Genomic DNA, 26,689 nt, shown 5'->3' on the forward strand with positions numbered 1-26,689 from the left:
CTCTCCACGCCACTGAGCCGAAAAATGCGGCCCAGCATAGGGGGGCAAATGTAAGGTGGGCGCGAAGAGGCGCGGGCGGCCTTGCCGCCCATTCAGGTTTGAAAGCGGCCTGTGGCCGTCAGCCCTTGTGGCACAAGGGCTGCCTATTCAGGATGAGGCCGCCGATCAGGCGGCCGGGCGCGCCACGGCGACGTCGGTCGGAACCGGCGGGCGCGCCAATGCGCGCGAAGCGGCCAGGGAAAACTGCTGCTGGGCCAGCAGATGCTGGGCCTGGGTGGCAACCGGACAAGGGGCGATGCACGGACCGGCCTGGGGCCGTTCGGGCGACGTCACTACGCTGGACATGGTCTGACTCTCGTTTCCTTTCAATGTGCAGCCGCCGGGCTCCCCGCCCGACGGAATGCGCACCCTATAGGAAATTCGGGACGAATGTGTGACGACGGCGGCGTTGCCAGCGCCGCCGCATCCTGTAAGCGCTTTCAGTGCAGGCTGGCACTGCCGCTGGGCCGTCCCACGCGGTCGATCAGGGTCTGGCTGGCCTCGTTGAGGCCAATGACCTCCACGTGGGCCCCATGCCGGCGCAGCTTTTCTGTCACCTGCTCCAGCGCGCCCACCGCGCTGAGGTCCCAGAAGTGCGCGTGGGTGAGGTCAATCAACACCTGGGGCGCGGCGTGCTGCAGATCGAAGCTGGCGGCGAACTGCCCTGCCGAGGCGAAGAACACCTGGCCGCGGACGGTGTAGACCTGGGTGCCGTCACCGCGCGCTTCTTCGTCGACCTGCAGCATGCGCCCCACCTTGCGCGCAAAGAACAGCGCCGACAACAGCACGCCGGTGAGCACGCCCTTGGCCAGATCGTGCGTGGCGACCGTGACCACCACAGTGGCCAGCATCACCATCGACGAGCTCTTCGGATGCGTGTGCATCTCAGCGAATGAACGCCAATGGAAGGTGCCGATGCTGACCATGATCATCACCGCGACCAGCGCCGCCATCGGGATCTGCCGCACCCATTCGGAGCCATAGACCACCAGCAACAGCAGCAGCACTCCGGCGACCAGGCACGACAGCCGCCCGCGCCCACCGGAGGAGACGTTGATGACCGACTGACCGATCATCGCGCAGCCGCCCATGCCGCCAAAGAAGCCCGCCGTGATGTTGGCCAGCCCCTGCCCGGCGCACTCGCGGTTGCGCTGGCTGGGAGTGTCGGTCATGTCCTCGACGATCTGCGCGGTCATCATCGACTCCAGCAGTCCCACCACGGCCAGCGTGGCCGACACCGGCAGCAGCAGGCGCAGGGTGTCCCAAGTCCACGGCACGTCAGGCAGGAAGAACGTGGGCAGACTGTCAGGCAGCGCGCCCATGTCCCCCACCGTTCGGATGTCCCAGTGCAGCCCGATCGACAGCGCGGTGAGCACCACGATGGCGACCAGCGCCGACGGCACCGCCCGGGTGACGCGCGGCAGCAGGTAGATGATGGCTAGACCGGCGGCGCACACCGCCCACACCTGCCACGAACGTCCGATCAGCTCGGGCATCTGCGCCAGAAAGATGAGAATGGCCAGCGCATTGACGAAGCCGGTGATGACCGAGCGCGATACGAAGCGCATCAGCGCGCCCAGCTTCAGCGCGCCGGCGATCACCTGCAGCACGCCGGCGAGGATCGTCCCCGCCAGCAGGTACTGCAGGCCATGGTCCTTGACCAGGTCCACCATCACCAGCGCCATGGCCCCGGTGGCGGCCGAGATCATGCCTGGTCGGCCACCGGCAATGGCGGTGACCACGGCGATGCAGAACGAGGCGTACAGCCCGACCTTGGGATCGACCCCGGCGATGATCGAGAACGCGATGGCTTCTGGAATCAGCGCCAGCGCGACAACCGCGCCGGACAGCAGATCACCGCGGACATTGCCGAGCCATTGCTGGCGCAGCGGATAGGAAACAGACATGTGAAAACTCCCGCGCCGGCGTCACGCACGGCGCTTGTGTGATGGAAACAACCCTTTCCTGCCAAGTGGCTGGTGGTTTCAGGGTGGGGTCATCACAGAGTTCCGAAGGGCGACGGGAGGCCGCGCAGAATACCGCAGCCCGTAGTGACACGCCATGCGTGTCATCGCGGTGCTGCAACGTTCACGCATGACACGCATGGCGTGTCACTACGGGCAAGGTCAATGCACGGGCCCGAACATCGCGCCGACGCTGCGCAGCAGCTCATGCACGTTGAAGGGTTTGGGCAGCAGTGCCATGCCCGGGCCCAGGAACGCACCGCGCTCGGCCGCCTGCTCGGTGTAACCGGTGACGAACAGCACCGGCAGGTCCGGGCGCAGCGCGCGCGCCGCATCGGCCAGGTCACGCCCGTTCATGCCGGGCAGGCCGACGTCAGACAACAGCAGGTCCACGCCACGTGGCGAATGCAGTTCGAGCAGCGCCTGCTGTGCGTCTTTCGCCTCGACCACCTCGTAGCCGGCTTCGGTGAGCATTTCCCGAACCATCATCCGCACCGCCTCGGTGTCGTCCACCAGCAGGATGCGCTGCGCGCTGCCCAGCTGGGTAGGCTCGTGCTGCCCGGCCCGTGGCTGCGCCGACGCGACGCCCTGCGGCAGCAGCAGTTCAATTTCCGTGCCCTCGCCGGCCTCGCTGGCAATGCGTGCCACGCCGCCCGACTGACGTGCGAAGCCGTAGGTCATCGACAGACCCAGGCCGGTGCCCTCGCCCTGCGGCTTGGTAGTGAAGAACGGCTCGAACACCTTGGTCAGCAGTTCGGGCGCGATGCCAGTGCCGTTGTCGAGCACCTTCACGCTGATGTAAGCGCCCGGAGCCAGCTCGTGATCGCGCTCGATCTGCACCGGGTTGGCGCGGATGCGGATCAGGCCGCTGCCGGCCAGCGCATCGCGCGCATTGATGACCAGATTGAGGATCACGTTCTCGAACTGGTTCGGATCGGCCACCGCCACCAGCGGGGTGTCTCCCAGCTCCAGTTCCAGTTCAATGTTTTCGCCAATCGAACGACGCAGCATGTCCTCCAGCGAATTCACCCGCGCCACGATATCGAAGGTCTGCGGATCCAGCGGCTGCTTGCGCGCGAAGGCAAGCATGCGCTGGGTCAGGGCCGCGGCGCGATGCGCTGATGCGGTGGCCAGTTCGGCGTAGCGCGATGCCTTGTCCCAGCGCCCGCTGCCTGCAGCGATCTCGATCATGTCCAGCCCGGAAATGATCGTGGTCAGCAGGTTGTTGAAATCGTGCGCGATGCCGCCGGTAAGCTGGCCCAGCGCATCCATCTTCTGCGCCTGGAGCAGCTCCCGCTCGGTGCGCTCGCGCTCGGAGATCTGGAATGCCAGTTCGGTGTTCGCGCTTTCCAGTTCCTGCCGCTGCTCGCTTTCGCGTACGTGATGCGCGGTGATGTCTTCGACCAGCACCAGGCCCGTGCCGACCGGGCGATAGGGCGTGACCCGCCATTCGGTCATCCGTGGCAGACCCTGTACCTGCACGGTGAACGTGCCTTGCCAACGCTCGCCGGCGGCCAGCGCTGCCTGCAGCGCCGCCAGCGGTTCGGCCTGGATGCCCAGCAGCTGGCGTACCCGGCCGGGAGCACTGACGTCGCCCAGCAATCGCAGAAAGGCGGCGTTCGCGTCCTGTATCCGCAGGTCGCCGTCGAGCACGGCAATGGGGGCATTGATCTGCCGGAATATCTCGCCGAAACGCGCCTCCGCCTCGCGCAGGGCTTCTTCAGCGCGACGGGCACGCAGCAGGCTGCGCAGCGTCGCCAGCAGTACATCCGGATCCACCGGATGAATCAGATAGCCATCCGCACCGGCGTTGAGCCCGGTGATCAGATCGCCACTGGCTACGGCAGCGGCCGACACGTGGACCACCGGCAACAGTTGCGTGCGGGGCTCGGCACGGAGATGCCGCACCACGTCGAACCCGCTCATGTCGGGAAGATTGACGTCCAGTACCAGCGCCCCGTACTCGGTGGTCTGCAGCCGTACCAAACCTTCGCTGCCGGTGCCGGCTTCGTCCACAGAAAACCCGTGGTGCTCCAGCACCCGGCGCACGGAGTAGCGGGTGGCGGCGTTGTCGTCCACCACCAGAATGCGGTCACGGGCGGGCATCGGCGCTCTCCCGTTCCGGATCCAGCTTGAGCGGCAAGGTCACATGGAACTCCGAGCCCTCGCCCGGCGTGCTGTGCACGCCCACTTTGCCGCCCAGCAGCTCGGCAAACCGCTTGCACAGCGACAGGCCCAGACCGGTGCCGCGAAGGCCGCGCTGCAGGGGGGTATCCACCTGCACGAAGTCCTTGAACAGGGTGGACAGCACTTCGGCGGGAATGCCAATGCCGGTGTCACGCACGCTGAAGCGCACGCATTCCTCGCTCTCCAGATGTGCCGACACGACCACCCGGCCATTCGGAGTGAACTTGAGCGCGTTGGAAATGAAGTTGCGCAGGATCTGCGCCAGCTTCTTGTCATCGGTGTACAGCATCGGCAGCGGCGGCGGGTCTTCGAAAACGAGATCCACCTGGTTGCCATCCACCAGCGGACGGAACATGCCGCGCAGCGCCGAGAACAGATCCATCAGGTCGAACCAGGCCGGCGAAATGGTGATGCGCCCCGCTTCGATCTTGGCCAGGTCCAGCAGGTCGTCGACCATCTCGCGCAGTTCCGAGGTGGACGCGCTGATGAAGCGCACCTGGCGCATCTGTTCGTCGTTGAGCTGACCGTCCATGCCGTCTTCCAGCAGGCGGGTCATGCTCAGGATCGAGCCCAGCGGGGTGCGGAACTCATGGCTCATGTAGGACAGGAAGCGGCTCTTGAGATCAGAGACCTCGCGCAGCTGTTCGGCCTGCTGGTCCAGCTCGGCATACAACGCCAACACACCCTGGTTGGTTTCCTCCAGCTCCGCACGCAGCGATGCGGCCTGCTCGCGCAGCTGCTGGATTTCCTGTTCGGGGGGCAAGGCGTTCAATGCAGGTCTCCGAGGCGCAGGGCCACAATGCTGGCGTCATCACGACCCCGGTCAAAATCGCGCTGCAGCACCGCCACCACCAGTGCCGGGTGACGGTGCTGAAGACCGGGGTAGTCGCGCAGGTTCCAGCGCGCCTGCAGACCATCGCTGTGCATGACCAGAAGCGTGCCTGCGGCCGCGTGAAAATGGAATGGTTGCGCCTTGCGGTACTGCACACCGACGATGCCCGGAAGCGAGGCCATGCCCCGGTTGCTGGTGGGCTCGCACAGCGTGGCGGCGATGTTGCCGACCCCGGCAAACGACACGTTGCCCGACTCCACCTCGACGCTGGCCACGGCAACCGCCCCGCCGCGGGTGCCGGACATGCCGGCGTGCAATGCGGTGATGACCTCGACCGGTCCGGCCGCGCCGCGCTGTGCAGCGGCTGCCACGCCGGCCTGGGCGGCGTCGGACGCGGGCAGACCGTGCCCCAGCCCGTCGATCAGGGTGAGGGTGACCTGTCTGGCATCGGCGTGCAGGTGCCAGGCGTCGCCGCACACCGGCTCATCATGCAGCGCCAGACGCAGCGCCCCATAGGGCATGTCCACGTTGCGTGCCGCGCGACTGGCATAGACGCGCGCGACCATCACCGCGCCCTTTGCATCGGCCCACACCTCCAGCACCGCAGCCTGGCGCTGGATCGCGCCCATGCCCAGGCCCTGGGTGCCGCCCGTTGAGTAGCCGTCCGGCATGGCCTGCGCCAGCGAAAAACCAGGGCCGTTGTCGAGCGTGCACAGTTCCACGCCGAGGCCCCCTCGACCGCAGGCAATGGAGAGGTGCATGCGCCCACCACGGCCGTGCTTGATCACGTTGGTCGCCATTTCGGTGGCGGCCAGCGCCACCCGGCCGGCGTCGATCTCGTCAAAGCCGATGTGATGGGCAAGCGCCAACGCTTCGCGCCGCGCCTGCCCGACCTGGGAAGCTTCCTCCACGGCCACGACCCGGGTTACGTGGCCGGAGAAATTCAGATCCATTTGACGAGCGTGACCCGCGTGCCGTTGCCGGGCGCGCTCTCCAGTTCGAAGACATCCACCAGCCGACGTGAGCCGGACAACCCGAGGCCCATGCCGGTGCCTGACGACCAGCCGTCGGTCAGCGCCTGGGCCACATCGGGAATGCCGGGGCCGTTGTCGCTGAATACCAGTCTCAGGCCACGACGCAGGCCGTTGTCGACCACGTCCCAGGTCATCTCGCCGCCGCCACCGTAGATGACGGCATTTCGGGCGAGCTCGCTGGCTGCGGTGACCAGCTTGGTCTGGTTGATAAGGCTCAGCTTGCAGGCAACGGCGACCTGACGCGCGGTCTGGCGGGCCAGCACGACGTCCTGTTCAATGCGGATCGGCAGGGATCCACTGAGGTCGGTCATGGGGCCTCTGCGTTGTGGCTCTGACGCAGCAGCTGCATGCCACGCTCGACGTTGAGCGCGGTGCGCACGCCGTCGAGCGTGAGGCCCAGTTCAACCAGGGTGATCGCCACGGCGGGCTGCATGCCGACGACCACCGTGGCGGCGTCCATGATCCGTCCCATCGAGGAGATGGTGGAGATCATGCGACCGATGAACGAGTCGACGATATCCAGCGCGGAGATGTCGATCAGCACGCCACGCGCCGACGTACGCTGGATGCGTTCGCTCAGGTCGTCCTGCAGAGCCAGCGCGAGCTGGTCGTGCATGTCGACCTGGATGGTGACCAGCAGCAGGTCACCCATCTGCAGAATGGGAATGCGCTCCATCTCAGCGCGCCGCCTGGGTCACCACCTGGCCGGTGCGCTTCAGCGCCAGCGCCAGCGCGTCGGCCAGGTTGGCCTTGGTGACGATGCCCTGCAGGTCCAGCCCCAGGTGCACGATGGTCTGGGCGATCTGCGGACGCACGCCGCTGATGATGGCGTCCGCGCCCATCAGGCGGATGGCGGTGACCGTCTTGAGCAGGTGCTGCGCGACCAGGGTGTCCACGGTGGGCACGCCGGTGATGTCGATGATGGCGATTTCCGACCCGGTATCGACAATGCGCTGCAGCAGCGATTCCATCACCACCTGGGTGCGCTGCGAATCCAGCGTGCCGATCATCGGCAGGGCCAGCACGCCGTCCCACAGCTTCACCACCGGAGTGGACAGTTCCAGCATTTCTTCCTGCTGGCGCTGGATCACGTCCTCGCGGGTCTTCTGGTAAACCTTGACGCTGTGCAGGCCCAGGGTGTCGATCACTTCGGTGATCGCCCACAGCTGGTTGCCGAGCAGTTGGGGATCATCGGCCAGGCCCTGCTGGATCAGCTCGAACAACGGACGCTTGAGCGAGAACAGGAAGCTGGCGGTTTCCGAGGAGCTGAAGCCCTTCAGTACGCGGTCGCGCGAGAGCTGCTCGAGGAAGCTGCGGATTTCCTGCCATTCACTGCTGCCGATCCCGGCAGCGCTGGAGGCGGCCAGGGTGTCCAGGAACAGACGCCAGAACTCGCGCAGCTGGGCGTCCTGCTCGCGCGGCGAGATGCGTGCGTCCTGGGTGCCTGTGTTGAGATTCTCGGCCCACTGGGTGACCACCTGATCCTGATGGGCACGGATGAGGTCGATGGTGCGCTGCTGCAAAGCCGCCATGGCGTGGTTCCTGCTTGAAGGGAGCCAACCCCGCCGGGTGGCGGGGTCATGAGCGACCGAGCATAAATGAATTCAGGTATAGGGAATCATCACACCCTCACCCTCCGGGCACGGCAGGGTGTAATTGCTGAATAGTTCAGAATCAGCGCCCTCCGAGGCGATGCTCCGGTACCCCTTCCTGGGTGATCTGGATCGGAAGGATGCGACCCTGATCATCGAAGTACATGCGGTCGATGGCCGTCGCCCGATGGTGCCGGCTGGTCTCGCCCAGCGGGCGGCGGTGGTAGACGATGTACCACTGGTCATCCGGCGTGCGGATCAGCGAGTGGTGCCCGGCGCTGGTGGCGACCTTCGGGTCGGACTGCAGCACCTTGCCGATGCGCTTGAACGGACCCAGCGGCGACTCAGCGATAGCGTAAGCCACCGAGTAGTCCGGCTCACCCCAGCCGCCTTCGCTCCACATGTAGTAGTAGCGGCCGTTGCGCTTGAACATCAGCGAGCCTTCCACGTATTCCGGGGCTGGCGTGATTTCTTTGTACAGCGTGCCGTCGGGCAGCGGTTCGATACCAGTGAAGTCAGGCTTGAGCTTGACGATGTTGGCGTGCTTCCAGCCGCCATAGATCATGTACCAGGTGCCGTCGTCGTCCTGGAACAGGGTCTGGTCGATCGGCTGGGCCCCGTTGTGGAACGTGCCGATGAGCGGCTTGCCGAGCAGGTCGCGGTAAGGGCCTTCGGGCTTGTCCGCCACGGCCACGCCAATGCCGCCGACCTCGTTGTCGTTCTTGATGTCATTGGCGGAGAAGAAGAAGTAGTACTTGCCGCCGCTCTCCACCACCGAAGGTGCCCACAGCGCTTCCTTGGCCCAGGTGATGGCTTCGATCTTCAGCACGCTGGGGTGCTTCTCCCAGTGCACCAGGTCCTTGGACGAGAACGCGTCGAAGTAGCGCTGCTCCGCGTAGGGCTTGGAGGTGGTCGGATAGATCCAGTAGGTGTCCCCGAACACGGCCGCTTCCGGGTCCGCGTACCAGCCGGGAAGGATGGGGTTGCCGGACGTCGCCGGTTTGGCCGCCGGGGCTGCCTGCGCAGCGAGTGCGCCGAATGAGATGACTGCCGCCAGTGCCACTGCTCGAATCCCGACCTGCCGCATGCGCTGTGCCTTCGTGCTGGTTGATTTCGCTCGATCTTAGATCGATTTAAATCGGCTTGCGGGTGCAGCGCAGCAAACGGACGGACGCAACAGAACAGGCGGGCCACGCGTGCCCGCCTGTTCTGCCGATGCGCTTACTTCTGCTGCAGGAAGGCGAGCAGGTCGGTGTTGACCCGATCCTTGTGGGTGTCGGTGAGGCCGTGCGGCGCACCCGGATAGACCAGCAGCTTCGCACCCGGGATCAGCTTGGCCGACATACGGCCGGCCACGTCGATCGGAACGATCTGGTCGTCGTCCCCGTGGATGACCAGGGTGGGCACGTTGAACTTCTTCAGATCGGCGCGGAAGTCGGTGGCCGAGAACGCGGCAATCGAGTCGTAGGTATTCTTGGCACCCGCCTGCATGCCCTGCGCCCACCACGCGTCCACCAGCGGCTGGGAGACCTTCGCTCCCGGGCGGTTGAAGCCGTAGAACGGGCCCGAGGCGATGTCGCGGTACAGCTGCGCGCGGTTCTCCAGCTGGCCTTTGCGCAGGCCATCGAACACTGCGATAGGCACGCCGCCCGGGTTGTCGGCGGTCTTCAGCATCAGCGGCGGCACGGCGCTTATCAGCACGGCCTTCTTCACCCGCCCGGTGCCGTGGCGGCCGATGTAGCGCGCCACTTCACCGCCGCCAGTGGAGAAGCCCACCAGGGTCACGTCGTGCAGATCCAGCGTGTTGATCACCGTGGCCAGGTCGTCGGCGTAGTGGTCCATGTCATTGCCGTCCCACGGCTGGCTGGAGCGGCCATGTCCGCGACGGTCATGCGCAATGACGCGATAGCCGTGGTCGGCCAGGAACATCATCTGCGATTCCCAGCTGTCCGAGTTCAGCGGCCAGCCGTGGCTGAAGGTCACCACCGGGCCGTTCTTCGGGCCCCAGTCCTTGTAGTACAGCTGCACGCCGTCGGCGGTGGTGATGGTGCTGGCGGTCTGGCTGACGGCGGTGGGGGTGGCGCGCGGTGCCGGCTCGGCGGCGCTGGCGGAGAGGCCGGCCTGGATGGAGAGCGCGAGTGCGGCGATGGCGACAGTGCGGGTGAGGGTGTTCATGGGGGTAGCTCCTGTTGGGTGGTGTTGCGACAGGGGCTACTTTGCGCGCATTCAGAGGACTTTCGGTCACATTTAGTCCATACAACTTGATTCGGCGTACATATATCCCAGAGGCCGCACCGACTACGCCAAAGTACATGCGTACTTATTTATGTACACATTTCGACAATGTATGCGTATAGTCGACCCATGAAGACAGTCTTGGACGTCCGGTTTTACCGATCCGCCTCGGCAGACGAACCGGTAAGACGATGGCTCATGGAAGAGGTCTCCGTCGACGCTCGTCGAGCAATCGGCGGTGATGTCAAAACCGTCCAGCTTGGCTGGCCCTTGGGTATGCCACTGGTGCGAAAGATGGATGACCGGCTCTGGGAAGTACGAAGCACAATTCCTGAGGGAACTGCACGAATTCTGTTCACCACCGTGTTGCGAGACATGGTGTTGCTGCACGGATTCGTAAAGAAGTCCCAGAAGACACCCAAAGTTGACCTTGAACTGGCCAAGAAGCGTAGAAATGAGGTGATCAAGTGAGCAAGAACAAGCATATCGGCTCGAGCTTTGACGAATTCCTGGACTCGGAAGGCCTTCTTGAAACATCTGCTGCTGTTGCCGTCAAACGTGTGATTGCCTGGCAGGTCGCCGAAGCAATGAAAGCGGCAAAGGTCAGCAAATCGGCACTCGCCAAGCGCATGCAGACCAGTCGATCTCAGTTAGATCGAGTGCTGGATGAAACGGACACCGGGCTGACGCTTGATACTTTAAGTCGTGCAGCAACCGCCTTGGGCTACAGGGTTCAGATTGATCTTGTCGCTCCAAAAGCGCCAGCCAGGAAGACACGCAAGGAAACAAGCGATTCTCACGCCTGAACCGCTGAGCCTTAGTTCGATGAGTTGCCTCACTCGAACTCGACGGATGCAAGTGTGATGCTTATTCGAGGTGGCTCGAACTCAATGTCAGCCGCTTCAGGCATCGCAAGCGATTCGGCAATGCAGCGTCGTGCAGCCTTTGAGCTACTGGCGTTCTGACCACCCAATTGCGCGCGCTGCTCCTTTCCACGGATCGTGTAAGCAAGCTCACGGGTCTTTGTCGTCTTCATGAATCCTCCATCCTGCTGGAGGGTAGGAAGCTCGACCGTGAAGTGACTACCAGATTCGCATCAGACCGGTCGCATGAGCTTGAAGCGTCAAGCGCGACCCTGCGGGCCGCTCGCGGTCTGGTTGTTCCGCTTTGGTGGGCCCACCAGGATTCGAACCTGGAACCAAAGGATTATGAGTCCTCTGCTCTAACCGTTGAGCTATAGGCCCTTGCAGCGTGAAAGTGTAGTGGAGACAGGCCAGCTCCGGCTACTGGGCGTGCCGTAAGCGGACAGCTTTGGTAGCGCCGGCCGTTGGCCGGCCTCGGCATTGCGTGGGCCGACCAACGGTCGGCGCTACCGAGATACCCAGATTCCCGGTGGTATCGGGGTATTCGGATCACTGCCACCCCAAAAGAAAAACCCCGCCGAAGCGGGGTCTTCCATTCACCACACACCCACTGGAATCAATCGATATCCAGGAAGCTGCGCAGCTGTTCCGAGCGGCTCGGGTGACGCAGCTTGCGCAGGGCCTTGGCTTCGATCTGGCGGATGCGCTCGCGGGTGACGTCGAACTGCTTGCCCACTTCCTCAAGGGTGTGGTCGGTGTTCATGTCGATGCCGAAGCGCATGCGCAGCACCTTGGCTTCCCTCGGGGTGAGGCCAGCCAGCACGTCGCGGACGGTTTCCGACAGGTTGATGTTGGTGGTGTTCTCGATCGGGGACTCCACATTGGTGTCCTCGATGAAGTCGCCCAGATGGGAATCCTCGTCGTCGCCGATCGGGGTTTCCATCGAGATCGGCTCCTTGGCGATCTTCATCACCTTGCGGATCTTGTCTTCCGGCATGTCCATTTCCTTGGCCAGCTCCTCCGGCGTGGCCTCGCGGCCGTACTGCTGGAGCATCTGGCGGGAAATGCGGTTCAACTTGTTGATCGTTTCGATCATGTGCACCGGAATACGGATGGTGCGCGCCTGATCGGCGATCGAACGGGTAATGGCCTGGCGGATCCACCAGGTCGCATAGGTCGAGAACTTGTAACCGCGGCGGTACTCGAACTTGTCCACGGCCTTCATCAGGCCGATGTTGCCTTCCTGGATCAGGTCGAGGAACTGCAGACCACGGTTGGTGTACTTCTTGGCGATGGAGATGACCAGGCGCAGGTTGGCCTCGACCATTTCCTTCTTGGCCTTGCGCGCCTTGGCTTCGCCATAGGCCATCGCACGGCTGATTTCCTTCAGCTCTTCCAGCTCCAGCGAGGTGGCCTTCTCGATGTCGATGGTGGCCTGCTGTTCGGCAATGATCTGGTCCTTGACGTCACGCAGGGCCGACGACCACTTCTGCTTGCGCTTCAGTGCGTCTTCCACCCATTCCAGGTTGGTCTGGTTGCCTTCCCAGGAACGGATGAAGTCCTTGCGCGGCATGCGCGCGGTCACCGTGGCCAGGTTCAGCACGCGGCGCTCGTGGCCCTTGATGTCGGCCATGACGTCGCGCAGCTGCTTCACCAGCACGTCGGTCAGCGGCAGCGGCAGCTTCAGGGTGACGAAAACGGCGGCCATGCCGTCGCGCAGCTTGGCCAGCGGCTTGCGGTCGGCCTTGGTCGACGCCTTCTTGAAGGCGGCGTAGGCAGCACCCAGCTCGCCCATGCGGCGAGCGACTTCTTCGGGATCCGGACCGGTCGGGCCGGTGTCCTCGTCGCCGCCGACGTCATCGTCGTCCTCGTCCTCGTCGCCTTCGGCGTCGCTGTCGTCACCGCTGGTGTCTTCAGCCACGGCCGGAGCCGGTTCTTCTTCGACCAGGTCGTTGAAGCCGACGATCACTTCGGCCAGGCGCTTCTTGCCTTCCTTGTGGGCTTCGTAATCGGACAGCAGGGTTTCCACCGACACCGGGAAGGTGCCGAGGGCAGCCTGGACCTGGCCCAGGCCTTCTTCGATGCGCTTGGCGATGGCGATTTCGCCTTCGCGGGTCAGCAGCTCGACGGTACCCATTTCGCGCATGTACATGCGCACCGGGTCGGTGGTGCGGCCACCTTCGGTGTCGAGCGCGCTCAGCGCGGCAGCGGCTTCTTCAGCGGCGGTGTCATCCACCTCGCGGTTGCCGGTGTTGCCGTCGTTGAGCAGCAGGGTTTCAGCATCGGGCGCGACTTCATGGACATCAATGCCCATGCCGTTGATCATGCCGATGATGTCTTCAATCTGTTCCGGGTCGACAATGTCGTCCGGCAGGTGGTCATTGACTTCGGCGTAGGTCAGGTAGCCCTGTTCCAGGCCCTTGCTGATCAGAAGCTTGATGTCGTTTTGCTGGGCAGGACGTTCGTTGGCCATGTAGTGCTCGCGCCACCGGCTGGGAGAGAGGAATAGAACCTAGCATTATACCAGCCCAGACCCGTGCCTGCCCGGGCGGTGGTCCCGGAGGCTACGGTCTGAGCAGGAAGGTCACCGGTCCATCGTTGACCAGGCTGACTACCATATGGGCACCAAAACGCCCCGTTTCCACCCCTGAAGCGTGCTTTTGTCGGCAGATTTCCACCAATCGGTTGAATCCACGTTCAGCCTCGGCCGGCGGAGCCGCCGTACTGAACCCTGGCCGCGTGCCGCTGCGGGTGTCGGCCGCCAGCGTGAACTGGCTCACCAGCAGCAGTCCGCCCCCTGTATCCCCCAATGAGCGGTTCATTTTTCCGTCCTCATCGGCAAACACACGGTAACCAAGGAGGCGATCGGCCATACGGCTGATCTGGGCCTCGGTGTCGCCCGGCTCCATGCCCACCAGGGCCAGCAGGCCCGGGCCGATCTGGCCGACCACGGCATCGTCGACGGTGACGCTGGCCTGGGTGACACGCTGGATGAGGACAAGCATGGCGGGCTTCTGCAGCAGGAAGGGCCGCCTACCTTAGTAGCTGGCAGCCGTGCCGCCCAGCCCGGCTGTCGCCTTCACCGGCTAGACTCTGCCCCGATGAAACCGCAAACCACCGCCCGCCTGGCCTATCGCGCCGCCGCCCTGTTCACCCGCCTGCCCTGGTCCTGGCTGCGCGCCTTCGCCCATGCCCTGGCCTGGCTGTGGATCCGCCTGAACGCCCGTGAGAGCCGGGTCACCCGCCGCAACCTGGAGCTGGCCTACCCGGAGCTGGGCGAGGCCGAACGCAGCGTGCTGCACCGCGACCTGCTGCGCTCCACCGCGCTGCAGGCGGTGGAAACCCTGCGGCTGTGGACCCGGCCGCGCGAGCAGAACCTGGCGCTGCTGCGCGAGCGCCACGGCGAGGCGCTGTACGACGCGGCCCTGGCCAGCGGCAAGGGCGTGATCGTGGCGGCCCCGCACTACGGCAACTGGGAGCTGCTGAACCAGTGGCTGGCCTCGCGCGGGCCGATCGCCATTGTCTACAAGGCTCCGGAAGAGGCGGTGGGCGATGCCTTCCTGCAGCTGGTCCGCGGCGGCAGCAACGTGCAGCAGGTCCGTGCCGAAGGCCCGGCCGTGCGGCAACTGTTCAAGGTGCTCAAGGATGGCGGGGCCACCGGCATCCTGCCCGACCAGCAGCCCAAGGCCGGCGACGGGGTGTTCGCGCCGTTCTTCGGGGTCGAGGCGCTGACCATGACCCTGGTCAACCGGCTGGCCGAGCGCACCGGGGCCACCGTGCTGTACGGCTGGTGCGAGCGTATCGGCCCGGACATGCAGTTCGCCCTGCACATCGAGCCGGCAGCCCCCGGCGTGGCCGATCCGGACCCGCGCACGGCCGCCAGTGTGCTCAACGCCGGTATCGAGCGGATTGCCCGCCGCGACCCGGCGCAGTACCAGTGGACCTACAAGCGCTACACCCTGCGCCCGCCGGAGTCCGGCGAGGACAACCCCTATGCCACCGAGCAGCACCCGCACTGAGCGCGACACTGTGTCACGCCGCGTTTGATTGAATCAGGGCGATCCGGCCCCACTGTGAACACCACGATGTCCCCCACGGCCCCCGTCATGTCTTCAGCTGCTTCTTCTCCCTTTGGCGACCCCTCGGCGATCCGCTGCGAGCGCGCGGTGGCCGAACTGCGCGCCGGTCGCCCGGTGGTGATCGACGACAGCCAGGGCCAGCGATTGGCGTTCATTGCGCTGGACAGCAGCACCCGCAGCAGCTTCCGCACCTTCGCTGATGTGGCCGCCGGGCAGCACTACCTGTTTCTCACCGCCACCCGCGCGCGGGTGCTGGGCGTGCAGGCCGAACACGGCGCGCGCGTGCCGCTGGCCGGGGTCGACTTCGATGCCCTGCCCTCGCTGAGCTACCTGCGCGAGGCGGTGCCGATGCCGGCCGGCTGGAGCGCCGGTCAGGCGCTGGATGCCGGTGCGGTGGAGGTGGCCCGGCTGGGCCTGCTGCTGCCGGCCATGGTCGGCGTGCTGCTGGCCCCGGACGACACCCGTTTTGACAGCTGCGCGCAGGTCTCGCTGTGCGACCTGCAGCAGGGGGCCGAACAGGCCGCGCATGCCTACGAACTGGTGGCGCGCTCGCCGGTGCCGCTGCGCGACGTGGGCATGACCGAGTTCGCGGTGTTCCGCGGCGGCGTGGCCCAGCGCGACCAGGTCGCGATCATCGTCGGCAATCCGGACTTCAACGCGGTGGTACCGGTGCGGGTGCACTCCTCCTGCCTCACCGGCGACCTGTTCGGCTCGCTCAAATGCGACTGCGGCGACCAGCTGCGGCGCGGGCTGCGCAAGCTCAAGGAACTCGGCGGCGGCATCCTGCTGTACCTGGACCAGGAAGGTCGCGGCACCGGTATTGCCGCCAAGATGCGCGCTTACGGCTACCAGCACGACGGCCTGGACACCATCGACGCCGATGCCCAGCTCGGCTTCGGCGCTGACGAACGCCGTTACGGCAGTGCCGTGGCGATGCTGCAGGGGTTGGGCGTGACCCGCGTGCAGCTGCTCAGCAACAACCCGACCAAGGCCCAGCGCCTGCGCCATGCTGGGATCGACGTGGTGGAATGCGTGCCGGTGACCGGCGACATCACCGCCGAAAACGAGCACTACCTGCGCACCAAGGCCGAACGCGCTGGCCACCTGCTGGATGTGGACGCGCTGATTCAGGCCGCGCAATAGCGCGGCGCAACCTGCTACCGTCTGCGCCACGGGTGCGGCGCTGCTTTCGACCGGGCCCGGCCTGATCCATCTGCTGCCGAGCTCCGCCGTGATCGACGACGTCTCCACCGCCCCGCCCCTTCCCGCTGCGCCTGAACTGCCGCCCGCGCTGCCGCCGGATGCCGGCTGGCAACGGCTGCCGTTGCGTGCGGCCAGCATGGCCGCCGTGGGCAGCGGCATCACCGCCCTGGTGATGGTGGGCGGAGCCCTGGGCGTGCCGTGGGTGATGCTGCGCCTGCCCCTGCCCGGCTGGGCGGTGATCGCCATCGTGGCGGTTGCGGTGGTGCTCGGAGCCGGCTTCGGCTTCCGCCGCCAGCGCCGTACCTGGTGGCGGCTGGATGCGCAGGGCCTGGGCGTGCGCCGCGACCTGATGTGGCAACTGGACACCCGTGTGCCGCTCTCACGCGTGCAGCACCTGGACCTGCGTCGCGGCCCGATCGAGCGTGCCGCGCAGCTGGCCACGCTGGTGGTGCACACCGCCGGCAGCCGCTTCAGCGCGGTAACGCTCAGCGGGCTGGACCACGCCGACGCCGAGCGCCTGCGCGATACCCTGGGCCGCCAGCTGGACCAGGACGACGACGCCCTGTGAGCACCCTGCCCCAGGACACCGCGCCGCCGGTGGCACCGGCACCGGCTCCAGACCAGCGCCTGCATCCCTGGTCGTGGCTGTTCGTGATGCTGATGCAGCTGCGCCAGTTCCTGCTGCCGCTGGTGGCGCTGCTGGTGTTCGGCGGGCGCGGCGACCGCGACGAGATGTGGACCTACCTGACCACACTGATCGTGATCGCGGTGCTGGTCGCGATCTCGATCCTGCAGTACCTGACCTACCGCTACCACATCGGTCACGATGCGATCAGCGTGCGCAGCGGGATCATCGCGCGCAACCGCCGCGAGATTCCGTTCGCGCGCATCCACAACGTGGTGGTCCACCAGAATCCGCTGCACCGCCTGTTCGGGGTGGCGGAGCTGCGTCTGGAATCGGCCGGTGGACACCGCCCGGAAGCGGAAATGCGCGTGCTCAAACTGTCCCAGGCGCTGGCGCTGGAACAGCTGGTGCGGCAGCGTGGGCAGCAACCGCCACCACTGCCCGATGCGGGCGATGCAGCGGCTGTGCTGCATTCCGCCCCGTCGACAGCCGCCCCTGCCGCAGTGCTGCTGCAGCTGGGCAATCGCGACGTGCTGCGGATCGGACTGCTGTCCAACCGCGGCTGGGTAGCGGTGCTGGCGGCCTGGGGCGCGTCGTATCAGTTCTTCCCGCGCGGCTATGTCAGCGATGCGGTGGAACATCATGGCCGCGAGGTATTCGGCTATGCCAGTCACCTGCACCCTGCCACCTGGGTCTGGGTAGTGGCCGCCGTGTTTACGGTGGGCGGCTTCTGGTTGTTGCTGCGCCTGCTGTCGGTGGTGCTGGCGCTGCTGCGCTACCACGGCTTCCAGCTCACCGAGCAGGAGCGCAGGCTCACGGTGACGAGCGGGCTGCTGACCCGCATGCGCACCAGCGTGGCACGCCGGCGCATCCAGGCTTGGACGCTGCGCGAAACCGCGCTGCAGCGCTGGGTGGGCCGCCGTCAGCTGCGCATCGACAATGCAGCCGGGGTGGGCTCGGACGACGACGGCCGCGATCTGCGCGAGCTGGCCCCATTGGCGACACCCGCCGCCTGCGATGACCTGCTGCGCCACCTGCTGCCCCGGCTGCAGTGGCCACCGCCGCGTTGGCAGGGCGTAGCGCGGCGTGGCTGGTGGCGGCTGTGCCTGCCGGCGCTGGTGGTCGTGCCGCTGCTGAGTGTGGGTGCCGTGTTCGAGGTCGGCCCGTGGGGCGCGGTGCTGCTGGCCTGGCTGCCGTGGTCGGCGTTCCGCGCCTCGCGCGAGATCGCGCGCATGGGGTACTACCTGGACGGGGACTATGTGGCCGTGCGCGGTGGCTGGTGGACGCGCTGGTGGCGGCTGGCCGAGCTGGACAAGCTGCAGTCGCTGCGCTTGTCGCGCTCGCCGTTGGACCGGATGTTGGGAACGGCGAGTGTGTGGCTGGATACGGCCGGTGCCGGTGGGAGCATTGCGTTGCGGTTGCGGTTTTTGCCGGAATCGGAGGCGCGAGGGGTGCTGAAGACGTTGAATCAGGCGTTGGCGCGGCGGCGGTTGCGGTGATGCGCGTGTGGCGGGCAATACCGCTTGACGCGCATGGCGCGTCACTACGCGCCCTGTAGCGACGCGCCATGCGCGTCGTGCAGCGGCTCAGCGCCGTGATGGCCCCCAGTAACCGAGATCCTTGCGGATCTGCAGCCCGCGCGTCCACGCGCCGAACGGCTTGCGCTTGAGCGTCCCCAGCTTGCCCGCCAGGAAGTCCTCGGTGGCAGCCATCACCCGCTCGCTGGAACGCCCGTCGCGGTACGGATGGATGTCATCGGCATAACGGCGGATCTCGGCCATCAGCGCCGGTTCCGGGTCCAGCGCGCGCGCCAGCATCGCCGGCAGCGCCTCGGGCACGTCGAAATCGATCATGTGCGGCTGCGGCACGCGGTTGCGGAAGGTCACCACCGGTTTGTGCTGCACCACGAACTCGGACACGATCGAGGAGGTGTCCGATACCAGCACGTCGGCGGCGCGTTGTGCGGCCATCACCTGCTCGGGCTCGATGAAGGCGGCATTGGCTCCGGCCAGCGCGCGGTACTGCGCGAACAGCTCCTCGCTGCACTTGGGGTGCAGGGTCAACAGCCAGTAACGGTCACCACGGGCGATGTCCGCGGCGATCTGCGCATGCAGATGCGGGGCGGCACTCAGGCGTTCGGTAAAGGTGGAGCCGAACAGGATCACCGGCCGCCCGGCTGCCGGCGCCCGCAACGCCGCGCTGGCCCCGCCATCGTCGCGGAACAGCGGGTCCAGCTTCGGCCAGCCAGTCTGGGCCACCGCAAAGTGCCCCTCACGCGCAGCCAGCTCCTGGAACGGGGCGGTCGTGGCCGGCCCCTGGGTGCAATACAGATCGAACAGCCCGCGCACGCGGAAATGACCGCGGGCGCTGTCGCGCTTCTGCACATTGAAGCCATGGAAGACCTGCACCTTGGCCCCGGCGATGAACGGCGGCACCCAGTTGGCGGCACTGAACACCGCCCGCGGACGCAGCGCCAGCGCCTGCTTCAGACCCACATTGGGCACGCCCGGCAGCTGCGCACCGGCCGCGCCGTCTTCGAACCAGGCGGACACCGAATGCCCGGACGCGTGCAACGCCTGCGCCAGTGGGGCGAGAATAGGCAGCGCATAGCGCTCCGTCGCAAACAGCAGGTACTCAGCCATCATGTCCTCCACGACCGCTCCCACTGAACGGCCTCGCATCTCCGCCTGCATTATCGCGTTCAATGAAGCCGACCGCATCGGTGACTGCCTGGCCTCGCTGGCCTTCTGCGACGAGATCATCGTGGTGGACTCGCATTCGACCGATGCCACGGTGGCCATCGCCAACGCCGCCGGGGCGCGGGTGCTGCAGCGGGCCTTCGATGGCTTCCGCAGCCAGAAGGCGTTCTGTGTCGAACAGGCACAGTACGACTGGGTGCTGTGCCTGGACGCGGACGAACGGGTCAGCCCGGCGCTGCGCGAGGCGATCCTGGTGGCGCAGGCGGGTGGGTTCGCCGGGCACCACGGCTACCGCTTTGCGCGCCTGTCGGAGTACTTCGGCAAGTTCCTGCGCCATGGCAATGCCTATCCCGACCGTGTGCTGCGCCTGTTTGATCGCCGCCACGGCGGCTGGCGCGGCACCCGCGAGATCCACGAAGCGGCCAGCGTGGATGGCAGCGTGGGCCTGTTGCAGGGCGACCTGATCCACTATCCCTACCGTTCGCTGGAGCAGCAGCTCAGCAAGACCCAGCGTTACGCGCGGATGATGGCCGAGCATGAGTTCGCGCGTGGCAAGCGCGCCACCCTGGCCAAACTGGTGCTGGCCCCGGCATGGCGGTTCTGGCGCGGGCTGCTGTTCCGTGGCGGCTTCCGCGATGGCTGGCATGGCCTAGTCTATGCCTACGTGCGCGCCAATTACGTGCGGCAGAAGACCATCATGCTGTGGATGCTGCAGAACGGGCAGCCGGTGAGCGACCCGCCGCGCCGCACTGACGCCAGCTGAATGCGTCTGTGGCAGACTGCCGGGGCGTTCCTGTCAGGCCCCCCATGAAGATTCTCTATACCAATTTCCACTCCGGCGATGGCGGTGGTCACACCACCTACCTGGCCTCGCTGGCCCGCGCGCTGTCCGGTCGCCATCAACTGTTCATGGCCGCCCCGGGCAACAGCCGGGTGATCCGGGTCATGCGGAGCGAAGGCATTGCCGAGCCGGTGGAGATCGCCTTCAGCAGCGGATTGAGCACGCTGGGCCAGCAATGGGCCGACCTGCGCCGGCTGCGCGGGCTGATCGAGCACCACCAGATCGACATCGTGCATGCCAATGGCGCGCGTGATCACCGGGTGGCGATGGAGGCGGTGGCAGGGCTGCGCCGGCGGCCGAAACTGGTATTCACCAAGCACAACAGCAAGTCGGCCAATACCTTTGGCAACGCCATGCGCGCCCGCTGGGGCACCGACCGGGTCATAGCGGTGTCGGCACATACCCGGCAGATGCTGCTGGAGAGCCCCTACCGGCGTTGCCCGATCGACGTGATCCGCAACGGCGTTGATCTGACCCGCTTCTCGCCAGCGGACCCGGCCGAAGCCGCAGCGCTGCGCGCGCGCTGGACCACCGACCCGGACGCGCTGGTGCTGGTCAGCAATGCCGGTACCGACAACCACAAGGGCTGGATCGACCTGGTCCGTGCCATGGCCACCCTGCCCGAGCCGCTGCGCGGCAAGCTGCACGTGGCCATTGCCGGGCGTACCCCGGATCCAAAGGCCGTGGCCGAAGTGGCCCAGCTGGGCCTGGCGCAACAGGTGCACTTCGCCGGACTGCTCGACGACATCCGACCCTTCGTGGCCAGCGGCGACGCCGGTTTCGTGCTGTCCTACGACGTGGAGACCATCTCGTTTGCCTGCCGCGAAATGATGGCGATGGGTAAACCGGTGATGGTCAGCGACTACGCCGGCCTGCCGGAGAACATCGAGCAAGGGCAGAACGGCTGGATCGTGCCGGTGCGCGATGTGGCGGCTATTGCGGCACAGGTCAGTGCGCTGTACGAACAGCGCGCGGAGTTGCCGCGCCTGGGGGTTGCCGCGCGGGAGCATGCATTGCAGAACTTCGGGCTGGATACGTTCAGCGAGTTGACCGAAGCCAGCTACGTGGCGGTGCTGGAGGGGCGCTGATTTCAGCGGGACGTGGGATCACGCAGCCTGAGCGGGTCTGACAGCGCCAGGAACAGCGCCATCCAGGTCGCGTAGAACGACGCGCTGCGCATGTCGCGGAACATCATCTCGGTCAGGCCAAACACCACGTAGCCGACGCAGATCATCAAGCCCGCGCCGGCGAACAGGCGCGTGGTGCGGTCGGTCATCGACAGCCGCAGGCGGCGCGCGAACACCCAGCCGGGGGCGAAGTACAGCAGCAGCAGGCCCAATCCGCCCAGCACCCCATAGGTGGCCAGGAAGTACAGCAGGTCGTTGTGGGTCTCGCCAAAGTCGCGGGCGACCATCGGCGTGACCTGGCCTTCAGTGGCCAACTGCGCCAGTTCTTCGCGGAAACGGTCGCCACCGCCCACGCCGAATACCGGCTCGCTGTGGATCATGTGCCCGGCCGCACGCCACAACTGCAGCCGGATGCACACCGAGGTATCGGCCAGGTGCGCGACCTGGCACTGGTCGAATTCGTTCACGCCCAACTCGATGCGCTCGCGCATCGACGCATCGCTGGCCACGATCGCACCGGCGGTGCCCAGCAGCAGCACCGAAGCCAGTACCTTGAAGCGGTTCATGCGCCGGCCCTGGATCAGTAGTCCGACGAACAGGAAGAATGGAATGGCCAGCAGCCCGCCGCGGGTCTGTGTGGCCACAAAGCCGGCTACACCCGCGATACCGGTAATGAGCTTGAAGGCGAACTCGGTGCGACGGAAACGGGTGATGCGCACGCCCATCATCACGAAGGCCAGCACCGAGAACAGCAGGGTCAGGTCGCCATAGGTGACCGTATTGAACTGGGTGGTGGCCGGTCGCGCACCACCGGATTTCACCACCAGCCAGCCCAGATTGATCACCGCGTACCAGATGCCCAGCATCAGCCCGAACACGGCATGCGCCAACACCGCACGCGGAATGCGCAGGGCGGCCGCGAGAATCAGGCCGACGCTGAAGAAGCGGACGGCCTTTTCTACTTCCGAGCCCTTCCATAGCCCATGTACCAGCAGGCTGGTGAGCACGCCCACCAGCATCACGCCCATGGCCGCCTCCATCCACACATACTCGCGACGGTTGTCGCACCAGCGCTGGCCGACCTGCGTGGGGCGCACTACTGCCAGCACGATCATGCTCAGCAGCACCAGCAGGTAGTACCCCGCGCTGCCGCCGTCGGTAGTCGACATCAGCAGCACCGGCGTAACGCCCAATGCCAGCGTGAATGCCCACGCCAACAGGGGTGGGATGCCGGCGGAGGGGGAAAGCGGGTGGGTCACGTTCAGAGCAGCTCAGGCGGCAGAAGGACGGAAGGAATCGACAAGCGGCCCGCATTGTGGCCGAACGAAAGGTAATGATCCATGAGCCTGCGATTACTCGTCATTGTCGTACCTGGACTGTTCACGGCGGATGCGCGCCAGTTCGGCCGCGCTGGGCCGGCACTCGCCGGAGAATGCCTGTGCCGGCACCAGCCACCAGCCACGGCGGTTGGCCACGCCGACATGTTCGGCCTGCTGCCGGTCCACACAATTGAGCATCACCGGATCCTGCACCAGCAGCCAGCGCTGCCCGGGGGCTTGCGCCTGCCACTCGCGCCCGTCCTGCAGCTGCCGGTACCAGCGCTGCTTGAAGCCAAAGGTGGCCACCTCACGGTCAGCCATCAGCAGGTTCTGTTCCTTCCAACCGACCAACCCGAGCTCCGCGTCCGGGCCGATCCGGCGGCCGGCATCCAGCATCAGGCCGCGCGCCGAACTGGAGTCGTTGAACAGCGGGTAGCCCACCAGACCGTAGGTCACCCAGACCATGGCCAGGGTGGAGACCACCGCCAGATGGAAACGCCGACGTCCACTGAACACCAGGCTGACGATTGCCCAGCTGCCCAGCGCGATACCGACCCAACCCAGCGCCGCGGTGACCGAACGGTCGATGCCACGCTCGATGATCAGCTTCTGCTCGAACGCCGGCTCGCTGCCCAGCATGGCGACGCCCGCCACCAGCAACAGCACGCCCAACACGGCGGTGAACCCGCCCAGCACCCATTGCACGTCGCGCCGGCGCAGCAGCCCGGGCAGCAGCGGGGCCAGCGCCAGGCAGAACATCGGCAGCGCCGGCAGGATGTAGACATCGCGCTTGCCGTGCGGGATGGAGAAGAACAGCACGATCAGCAGCCACCAGCCGAGCAGCAGCAGGTAACGCGGATCACGCCGGCGCAGCCGCCGCCACCAGGCCGGGATGGCCCACGGCACCAGCAGGAAGGCCGGGATCCACATCGACGGCATGGTGGCCAGGAAGTACCACCATGATTGGTGGTGATCCCACGACTGCGCGTAGCGCTTGGCGGTCTGCCGGAACAGGATGTCGTTCATGTACGCGTGGTACTCGGCAGACCCGGTGGCCAGCGCGGTGGCCACCATCGGCACCAGCCAGAGCAGGATCGCCGCCACGAAGGCCAACGGAGCCACCCACAGCCGCCAGCCATGCGAATGCAGGCGGATGCGCGGCCACTGCAGCCAGCCGGCCACAAACGCCGGCACCAGCATGAACAGCGCCAGCACCCCAACGCCCTTGGTGATCACACCCAGACCGGCGGCAAACCAGCCCAACCACCACCAGCGCCAGGCCGGCCCGCACAGCAGGTGGCGCAGCAGGCCATAGTTGGCCAGGGTAACGAAGAACACCACCAACGGGTCGATCTGCGCCTTTTTGGCCTGGAAGGTGAAGTGCACCGCGAACAGCAGCGCCCAGGCCGCATACAGCCCCACCTTGCGGGTCCACAGGCGACGCCCCAGGTCATAGACGCACGCCAATGTCCCCAATGCCGCCAGCAGCGAAGGCAGCAGGAAGGCCAGCCGCCAGTCACCCAGCAGGGTGTAGAACGCGGCCTGCAGCCACATCAGCATCGGCGGCTTGTCCGAGTACAGCTCGGTCCCGCGGTGCGGGAACAGCCAGTCCCCGCTCGTCACCATCTGCTTGGCCACCAGGGTGAACCGGGGCTCGTCGGACGGCCACGGGTCACGCAGCCCCAGACCGGCCCCCAGCACCAGCAGGGCCATCACAGCAAGCAACCAGAACTCTCGGGACGCGCGTGTTTTCAGCATGCGCTGGAGTTTACCGGTTGCGGGCTATCCCTTTCTCAGCAACCGCGCATAGAAGAAGCCGTCAGCGCCGTTCTCGCCAGGCAGACGCTGGCGTCCTGCCCAGCAGTCGTGACCAAAGCGCTCATCCAGCGGCAGGAATCCGGCGCGCGGCGTGCGCTGCAGGAAGGCTTCGATCTGGAACTGGTTTTCCTCGCGCAGGATCGAGCACGTCGCATACAGCATCGTGCCGCCCGGTGCGAGCACGCCAAAGCAGGCGTCCAGCAGCCGTGCCTGCAGCGCTACCAGTGCCTCGACGTCGGCCGGCCGCCGGTGCAGCAGCACGTCGGGCTGGCGGCGAATGATGCCGGTCGCCGAGCACGGTGCATCCAGCAGGATCGCGTCGAACGGCTGCCCATCCCACCAGCTGTCCGGTGCACTGGCATCGGCAGCGCGGACCTGGGCGTTGGCCCCCACTCCGGTGCGCGCAAAGGTCTCGCCGATGCGCTTGAGCCGGCGGGCGTCGATATCCAGCGCCAGCAGTTGCAGGGTCGGGTCGCGCTCAAGCAGATGCGCGGACTTGCCGCCCGGCGCGGCACAGGCGTCCAACACCCGCGCCCCCTTGCGCAGCGACAGTGCGTCGGCCACCTGCTGCGCCGACAGGTCCTGCACCGACAACGCGCCCTGTGCGAACCCGGGCAGCGATGCCACCGGCACCGGCTGCGGCAGGCAGACCGCATCGGCCGCCAGGGCCGACGGTTCGGCCGCGATGCCGGCGCCCTGCAACTGCGTCAGCACGGTGCCGCGATCCGTCTGCTGCCCGTTCACCCGCAACCACAGCGGGGCCGGCTGCAGGCTGGCCTCGAACACCGCCGCGGCCTGCTCGGGCCAGTCCAGTTCAATCTTCTTCGCCAGCCAGTTCGGGAACGCGGCGCGCGCGGGCTGATCGGCGAATCCATCGCGCTGGGCACGGCGCAGCAGCGCGTTGACCATGCCGGCCTGGCGCTCGAAGCCCAGCGCGCGGGCGGCATCCACCGTGGCAGACAACGCCGCGTGGGCGGGCAGTTCCAAAGCGTCCAGCTGCGCAAACCCGACCTGCAGCAATGCGCGCAGTTCGGCATCGCGCGCGCCCAGCGGGCGCTGCATCCAACCCGCCAGCGCGGCGTCGTACGCCGCACGTCGGCGCAGCACGGCAAAGCACAGCGCCTCCAGCAGCGCGCGGTCGCGGGCGTCGTCCAGTTGCGGCAGCGCCGTGGTCAGCTCACCCTTCAGCGAGCGGCCACGACCGATGACCTGGGCCAGCACGCGGGCCGCCAGCACCCGGGTCGGCACCCCGGGGGCCAGTACGGCACGGGACGCCGGGCGTGGGACTGGGCGCGAGCCCGCCATCAGCGGCCTACCACCAGGTCACGGCGCGCGTTGAGGTAGTCGGCCGCAGTGATCGCCTTGCCGCCTTCGCGCTGCAGCACGCGCAGGCGCAGTGCGCCCTGCCCGCAGGCGATATCGATGCCGTCGCGACTGGCGGCCAGCAGCGTACCCGGAGCCTGGCCCTGGTTGTCCGGCAGCGCCACTGCACCGTGGATGCGCACGCGCTCCCCGGCCAGCTGGGCTTCGGCAATCGGCCACGGATTGAAGGCCCGCACGGTGCGCTCCAGCGACACCGCATCGGCGCTCCAGTCCAGACGGGCTTCGGCTTTGTCCAGCTTGTGCGCGTAGGTCACGCCTTCGGCGGGCTGCGGCTGCGCCACCGGCTTCAGGCCGGCGCGCAGCAGGCCCAGGCCGTCGGCCAGCACCTGTGCCCCCAGGTCGGCCAGGCGGTCATGTAGCTGGCCACCCAGTTCGGCCGGCTGGATCGGGGTGTGCTGGCGCAGCAGCACCGGTCCGGTATCCAACCCGGCTTCCATCTGCATCAGGCACACGCCGGTCTCGGCATCACCGGCCTGGATGGCACGCTGGATCGGGGCCGCACCGCGCCAGCGCGGCAGCAGCGAGGCATGCACGTTCCAGCAGCCGTGGGTAGGAATGGCCAGCACCGCCTTGGGCAGGATCAGCCCATAGGCGACCACCACCATCAGGTCCGGCTGCAGGTCACGCAGCTGCTGCTGGGCGGCCTCGTCCTTCAGCGACTCCGGCTGGAACACCGGGATACCGCGCGCAATGGCCTCCAGCTTCACCGGGGACGGGGCCAGGCCGCGCCCGCGGCCGGCGGGCCGGTCCGGCTGGGTGTAGACCGCCACGACTTCGTGGTGGCGTGCAGCGGCGCGCAGCGAGGCGACCGCGAACTCCGGCGTACCGGCAAAGACGATTTTCATGGCG

Annotated in this window: 26 protein-coding genes and 1 tRNA gene; 8 read left to right on the forward strand and 19 right to left on the reverse strand. The window is 66.6% G+C overall.

The genetic code is table 11. The features are described from left to right. Window positions 1-165 precede the first annotated feature (165 nt). The 10 genes from PDM29_RS04520 to PDM29_RS04565 all read right to left on the reverse strand — a co-directional run bounded on the left by PDM29_RS04520 (window position 166) and on the right by PDM29_RS04565 (window position 9,823). Entirely contained in the window at window positions 166-345 is a 180-nt protein-coding gene (locus tag PDM29_RS04520; RefSeq protein WP_311192698.1) for a hypothetical protein, read from the reverse strand. 134 nt (window positions 346-479) lie between these two features. Next, a complete protein-coding gene (locus PDM29_RS04525) occupies window positions 480-1,946 on the reverse strand; it encodes a SulP family inorganic anion transporter (RefSeq protein WP_311192699.1) in 1,467 nt (488 codons plus the stop codon). A gap of 219 nt (window positions 1,947-2,165) precedes the next feature. Further along, window positions 2,166-4,109: a response regulator gene (locus PDM29_RS04530; RefSeq protein ID WP_311192700.1), complete on the reverse strand. Its 1,944-nt coding sequence runs from the start codon at window positions 4,107-4,109 to the stop codon at window positions 2,166-2,168. Further along, window positions 4,096-4,962, reverse strand: coding sequence for a sensor histidine kinase (locus PDM29_RS04535; protein WP_311192701.1), 867 nt, complete (start codon window positions 4,960-4,962; stop codon window positions 4,096-4,098). Before PDM29_RS04535 ends, PDM29_RS04530 begins: the two co-directional genes overlap by 14 nt. Next, on the reverse strand, window positions 4,959-5,975 hold the full coding sequence (locus PDM29_RS04540) for an ATP-binding protein (protein WP_311192702.1): 1,017 nt from the start codon (window positions 5,973-5,975) through the stop codon (window positions 4,959-4,961). Before PDM29_RS04540 ends, PDM29_RS04535 begins: the two co-directional genes overlap by 4 nt. Then, window positions 5,966-6,367, reverse strand: coding sequence for an anti-sigma regulatory factor (locus PDM29_RS04545; RefSeq protein WP_311192703.1), 402 nt, complete (start codon window positions 6,365-6,367; stop codon window positions 5,966-5,968). Before PDM29_RS04545 ends, PDM29_RS04540 begins: the two co-directional genes overlap by 10 nt. Continuing rightward, window positions 6,364-6,732, reverse strand: coding sequence for an STAS domain-containing protein (locus tag PDM29_RS04550; protein WP_311192704.1), 369 nt, complete (start codon window positions 6,730-6,732; stop codon window positions 6,364-6,366). Before PDM29_RS04550 ends, PDM29_RS04545 begins: the two co-directional genes overlap by 4 nt. Before the next feature lies 1 nt (window position 6,733). Then, complete coding sequence (locus tag PDM29_RS04555; protein WP_311192705.1) at window positions 6,734-7,588, reverse strand: STAS domain-containing protein; 855 nt, start codon at window positions 7,586-7,588, stop codon at window positions 6,734-6,736. 142 nt (window positions 7,589-7,730) lie between these two features. Beyond that, on the reverse strand, window positions 7,731-8,711 hold the full coding sequence (locus PDM29_RS04560; protein ID WP_311192706.1) for a glycoside hydrolase family 43 protein: 981 nt from the start codon (window positions 8,709-8,711) through the stop codon (window positions 7,731-7,733). A gap of 158 nt (window positions 8,712-8,869) precedes the next feature. Next, window positions 8,870-9,823 (reverse strand): alpha/beta fold hydrolase, encoded by a 954-nt coding sequence (locus PDM29_RS04565; RefSeq protein ID WP_311192707.1) that lies wholly within the window; start codon window positions 9,821-9,823, stop codon window positions 8,870-8,872. Between the two features lie 258 nt (window positions 9,824-10,081). On the opposite strand from PDM29_RS04565, the gene PDM29_RS04570 reads away from it, so the two are divergent. Together PDM29_RS04570 and PDM29_RS04575 are read left to right on the forward strand one after the other, a co-directional pair. Then, the gene (locus PDM29_RS04570) at window positions 10,082-10,354 is read left to right on the forward strand and encodes a type II toxin-antitoxin system RelE/ParE family toxin (protein WP_311192708.1); all 273 of its coding nucleotides are present in this window, start codon (window positions 10,082-10,084) and stop codon (window positions 10,352-10,354) included. Then, a complete protein-coding gene (locus tag PDM29_RS04575) occupies window positions 10,351-10,689 on the forward strand; it encodes a helix-turn-helix domain-containing protein (protein ID WP_311192709.1) in 339 nt (112 codons plus the stop codon). The genes PDM29_RS04570 and PDM29_RS04575 overlap by 4 nt, the downstream gene beginning before the upstream one ends. Window positions 10,690-10,718: 29 nt before the next feature. Here PDM29_RS04575 and PDM29_RS04580 read toward each other — a convergent pair whose 3' ends face one another. From PDM29_RS04580 to dtd, 4 genes are all read right to left on the reverse strand, one after another. Then, window positions 10,719-10,919, reverse strand: a complete 201-nt coding sequence (locus PDM29_RS04580; RefSeq protein ID WP_311192710.1) for a type II toxin-antitoxin system Phd/YefM family antitoxin — start codon at window positions 10,917-10,919, stop codon at window positions 10,719-10,721. Between the two features lie 132 nt (window positions 10,920-11,051). Continuing rightward, window positions 11,052-11,127, reverse strand: a tRNA-Ile gene (locus PDM29_RS04585). Between the two features lie 235 nt (window positions 11,128-11,362). Continuing rightward, window positions 11,363-13,219 (reverse strand): RNA polymerase sigma factor RpoD, encoded by a 1,857-nt coding sequence (rpoD, locus tag PDM29_RS04590; RefSeq protein WP_311192711.1) that lies wholly within the window; start codon window positions 13,217-13,219, stop codon window positions 11,363-11,365. A 91-nt stretch (window positions 13,220-13,310) separates the two neighbouring features. Further along, the gene (dtd, locus tag PDM29_RS04595) at window positions 13,311-13,751 is read right to left on the reverse strand and encodes a D-aminoacyl-tRNA deacylase (RefSeq protein WP_311192712.1); all 441 of its coding nucleotides are present in this window, start codon (window positions 13,749-13,751) and stop codon (window positions 13,311-13,313) included. A 96-nt stretch (window positions 13,752-13,847) separates the two neighbouring features. On the opposite strand from dtd, the gene PDM29_RS04600 reads away from it, so the two are divergent. From PDM29_RS04600 to PDM29_RS04615, 4 genes are all read left to right on the forward strand, one after another. Beyond that, window positions 13,848-14,765 (forward strand): lauroyl acyltransferase, encoded by a 918-nt coding sequence (locus tag PDM29_RS04600; protein WP_311192713.1) that lies wholly within the window; start codon window positions 13,848-13,850, stop codon window positions 14,763-14,765. An 87-nt stretch (window positions 14,766-14,852) separates the two neighbouring features. Then, on the forward strand, window positions 14,853-15,968 hold the full coding sequence (ribA, locus tag PDM29_RS04605; protein WP_311192714.1) for a GTP cyclohydrolase II RibA: 1,116 nt from the start codon (window positions 14,853-14,855) through the stop codon (window positions 15,966-15,968). 88 nt (window positions 15,969-16,056) lie between these two features. Beyond that, window positions 16,057-16,596: a PH domain-containing protein gene (locus PDM29_RS04610; protein ID WP_425508714.1), complete on the forward strand. Its 540-nt coding sequence runs from the start codon at window positions 16,057-16,059 to the stop codon at window positions 16,594-16,596. Continuing rightward, window positions 16,593-18,152 (forward strand): PH domain-containing protein, encoded by a 1,560-nt coding sequence (locus PDM29_RS04615; protein ID WP_425508715.1) that lies wholly within the window; start codon window positions 16,593-16,595, stop codon window positions 18,150-18,152. Before PDM29_RS04610 ends, PDM29_RS04615 begins: the two co-directional genes overlap by 4 nt. An 87-nt stretch (window positions 18,153-18,239) precedes the next feature. On the opposite strand, the gene PDM29_RS04620 is transcribed toward PDM29_RS04615, so the two are convergent. Then, window positions 18,240-19,298, reverse strand: a complete 1,059-nt coding sequence (locus PDM29_RS04620) for a CDP-glycerol glycerophosphotransferase family protein (protein WP_311193719.1) — start codon at window positions 19,296-19,298, stop codon at window positions 18,240-18,242. Here PDM29_RS04620 and PDM29_RS04625 point away from each other — a divergent pair. Together PDM29_RS04625 and PDM29_RS04630 are read left to right on the forward strand one after the other, a co-directional pair. Then, window positions 19,297-20,115 (forward strand): glycosyltransferase family 2 protein, encoded by an 819-nt coding sequence (locus PDM29_RS04625; protein WP_311192715.1) that lies wholly within the window; start codon window positions 19,297-19,299, stop codon window positions 20,113-20,115. The genes PDM29_RS04620 and PDM29_RS04625 overlap by 2 nt on opposite strands. Before the next feature lie 44 nt (window positions 20,116-20,159). Then, window positions 20,160-21,281: a glycosyltransferase gene (locus PDM29_RS04630; protein WP_311192716.1), complete on the forward strand. Its 1,122-nt coding sequence runs from the start codon at window positions 20,160-20,162 to the stop codon at window positions 21,279-21,281. Between the two features lie 2 nt (window positions 21,282-21,283). On the opposite strand, the gene PDM29_RS04635 is transcribed toward PDM29_RS04630, so the two are convergent. The 4 genes from PDM29_RS04635 to fmt form a co-directional block, all read right to left on the reverse strand. Further along, on the reverse strand, window positions 21,284-22,489 hold the full coding sequence (locus PDM29_RS04635) for an O-antigen ligase family protein (protein WP_311192717.1): 1,206 nt from the start codon (window positions 22,487-22,489) through the stop codon (window positions 21,284-21,286). Between the two features lie 183 nt (window positions 22,490-22,672). Further along, window positions 22,673-24,397, reverse strand: coding sequence for an ArnT family glycosyltransferase (locus PDM29_RS04640; RefSeq protein ID WP_311192718.1), 1,725 nt, complete (start codon window positions 24,395-24,397; stop codon window positions 22,673-22,675). A gap of 24 nt (window positions 24,398-24,421) precedes the next feature. After that, the gene (gene rsmB, locus PDM29_RS04645) at window positions 24,422-25,762 is read right to left on the reverse strand and encodes a 16S rRNA (cytosine(967)-C(5))-methyltransferase RsmB (RefSeq protein ID WP_311192719.1); all 1,341 of its coding nucleotides are present in this window, start codon (window positions 25,760-25,762) and stop codon (window positions 24,422-24,424) included. After that, the gene (gene fmt / locus PDM29_RS04650; RefSeq protein ID WP_311192720.1) at window positions 25,762-26,685 is read right to left on the reverse strand and encodes a methionyl-tRNA formyltransferase; all 924 of its coding nucleotides are present in this window, start codon (window positions 26,683-26,685) and stop codon (window positions 25,762-25,764) included. The genes rsmB and fmt overlap by 1 nt, the downstream gene beginning before the upstream one ends. Window positions 26,686-26,689 lie beyond the last annotated feature (4 nt).

The organism is Stenotrophomonas oahuensis (assembly GCF_031834595.1).
Lineage (GTDB): Bacteria > Pseudomonadota > Gammaproteobacteria > Xanthomonadales > Xanthomonadaceae > Stenotrophomonas > Stenotrophomonas oahuensis.

Coding starts and splice junctions, on each gene's coding strand:
- ribA (WP_311192714.1), top strand. CDS start 14,853: ATGTCTTCAGCTGCTTCTTCTCCCTTTGGCGACCCCTCGGCGATCCGC.
- PDM29_RS04530 (WP_311192700.1), bottom strand. CDS start 4,109: ATGCCCGCCCGTGACCGCATTCTGGTGGTGGACGACAACGCCGCCACC.
- rsmB (WP_311192719.1), bottom strand. CDS start 25,762: ATGGCGGGCTCGCGCCCAGTCCCACGCCCGGCGTCCCGTGCCGTACTG.
- PDM29_RS04630 (WP_311192716.1), top strand. CDS start 20,160: ATGAAGATTCTCTATACCAATTTCCACTCCGGCGATGGCGGTGGTCAC.
- PDM29_RS04635 (WP_311192717.1), bottom strand. CDS start 22,489: ATGTCGACTACCGACGGCGGCAGCGCGGGGTACTACCTGCTGGTGCTG.
- PDM29_RS04540 (WP_311192702.1), bottom strand. CDS start 5,975: ATGGATCTGAATTTCTCCGGCCACGTAACCCGGGTCGTGGCCGTGGAG.
- PDM29_RS04520 (WP_311192698.1), bottom strand. CDS start 345: ATGTCCAGCGTAGTGACGTCGCCCGAACGGCCCCAGGCCGGTCCGTGC.
- PDM29_RS04625 (WP_311192715.1), top strand. CDS start 19,297: ATGTCCTCCACGACCGCTCCCACTGAACGGCCTCGCATCTCCGCCTGC.
- PDM29_RS04555 (WP_311192705.1), bottom strand. CDS start 7,588: ATGGCGGCTTTGCAGCAGCGCACCATCGACCTCATCCGTGCCCATCAG.
- PDM29_RS04545 (WP_311192703.1), bottom strand. CDS start 6,367: ATGACCGACCTCAGTGGATCCCTGCCGATCCGCATTGAACAGGACGTC.
- PDM29_RS04550 (WP_311192704.1), bottom strand. CDS start 6,732: ATGGAGCGCATTCCCATTCTGCAGATGGGTGACCTGCTGCTGGTCACC.
- PDM29_RS04580 (WP_311192710.1), bottom strand. CDS start 10,919: ATGAAGACGACAAAGACCCGTGAGCTTGCTTACACGATCCGTGGAAAG.
- rpoD (WP_311192711.1), bottom strand. CDS start 13,219: ATGGCCAACGAACGTCCTGCCCAGCAAAACGACATCAAGCTTCTGATC.
- PDM29_RS04640 (WP_311192718.1), bottom strand. CDS start 24,397: ATGCTGAAAACACGCGCGTCCCGAGAGTTCTGGTTGCTTGCTGTGATG.
- dtd (WP_311192712.1), bottom strand. CDS start 13,751: ATGCTTGTCCTCATCCAGCGTGTCACCCAGGCCAGCGTCACCGTCGAC.
- PDM29_RS04570 (WP_311192708.1), top strand. CDS start 10,082: ATGGAAGAGGTCTCCGTCGACGCTCGTCGAGCAATCGGCGGTGATGTC.
- fmt (WP_311192720.1), bottom strand. CDS start 26,685: ATGAAAATCGTCTTTGCCGGTACGCCGGAGTTCGCGGTCGCCTCGCTG.
- PDM29_RS04525 (WP_311192699.1), bottom strand. CDS start 1,946: ATGTCTGTTTCCTATCCGCTGCGCCAGCAATGGCTCGGCAATGTCCGC.
- PDM29_RS04600 (WP_311192713.1), top strand. CDS start 13,848: ATGAAACCGCAAACCACCGCCCGCCTGGCCTATCGCGCCGCCGCCCTG.
- PDM29_RS04620 (WP_311193719.1), bottom strand. CDS start 19,298: ATGATGGCTGAGTACCTGCTGTTTGCGACGGAGCGCTATGCGCTGCCT.
- PDM29_RS04565 (WP_311192707.1), bottom strand. CDS start 9,823: ATGAACACCCTCACCCGCACTGTCGCCATCGCCGCACTCGCGCTCTCC.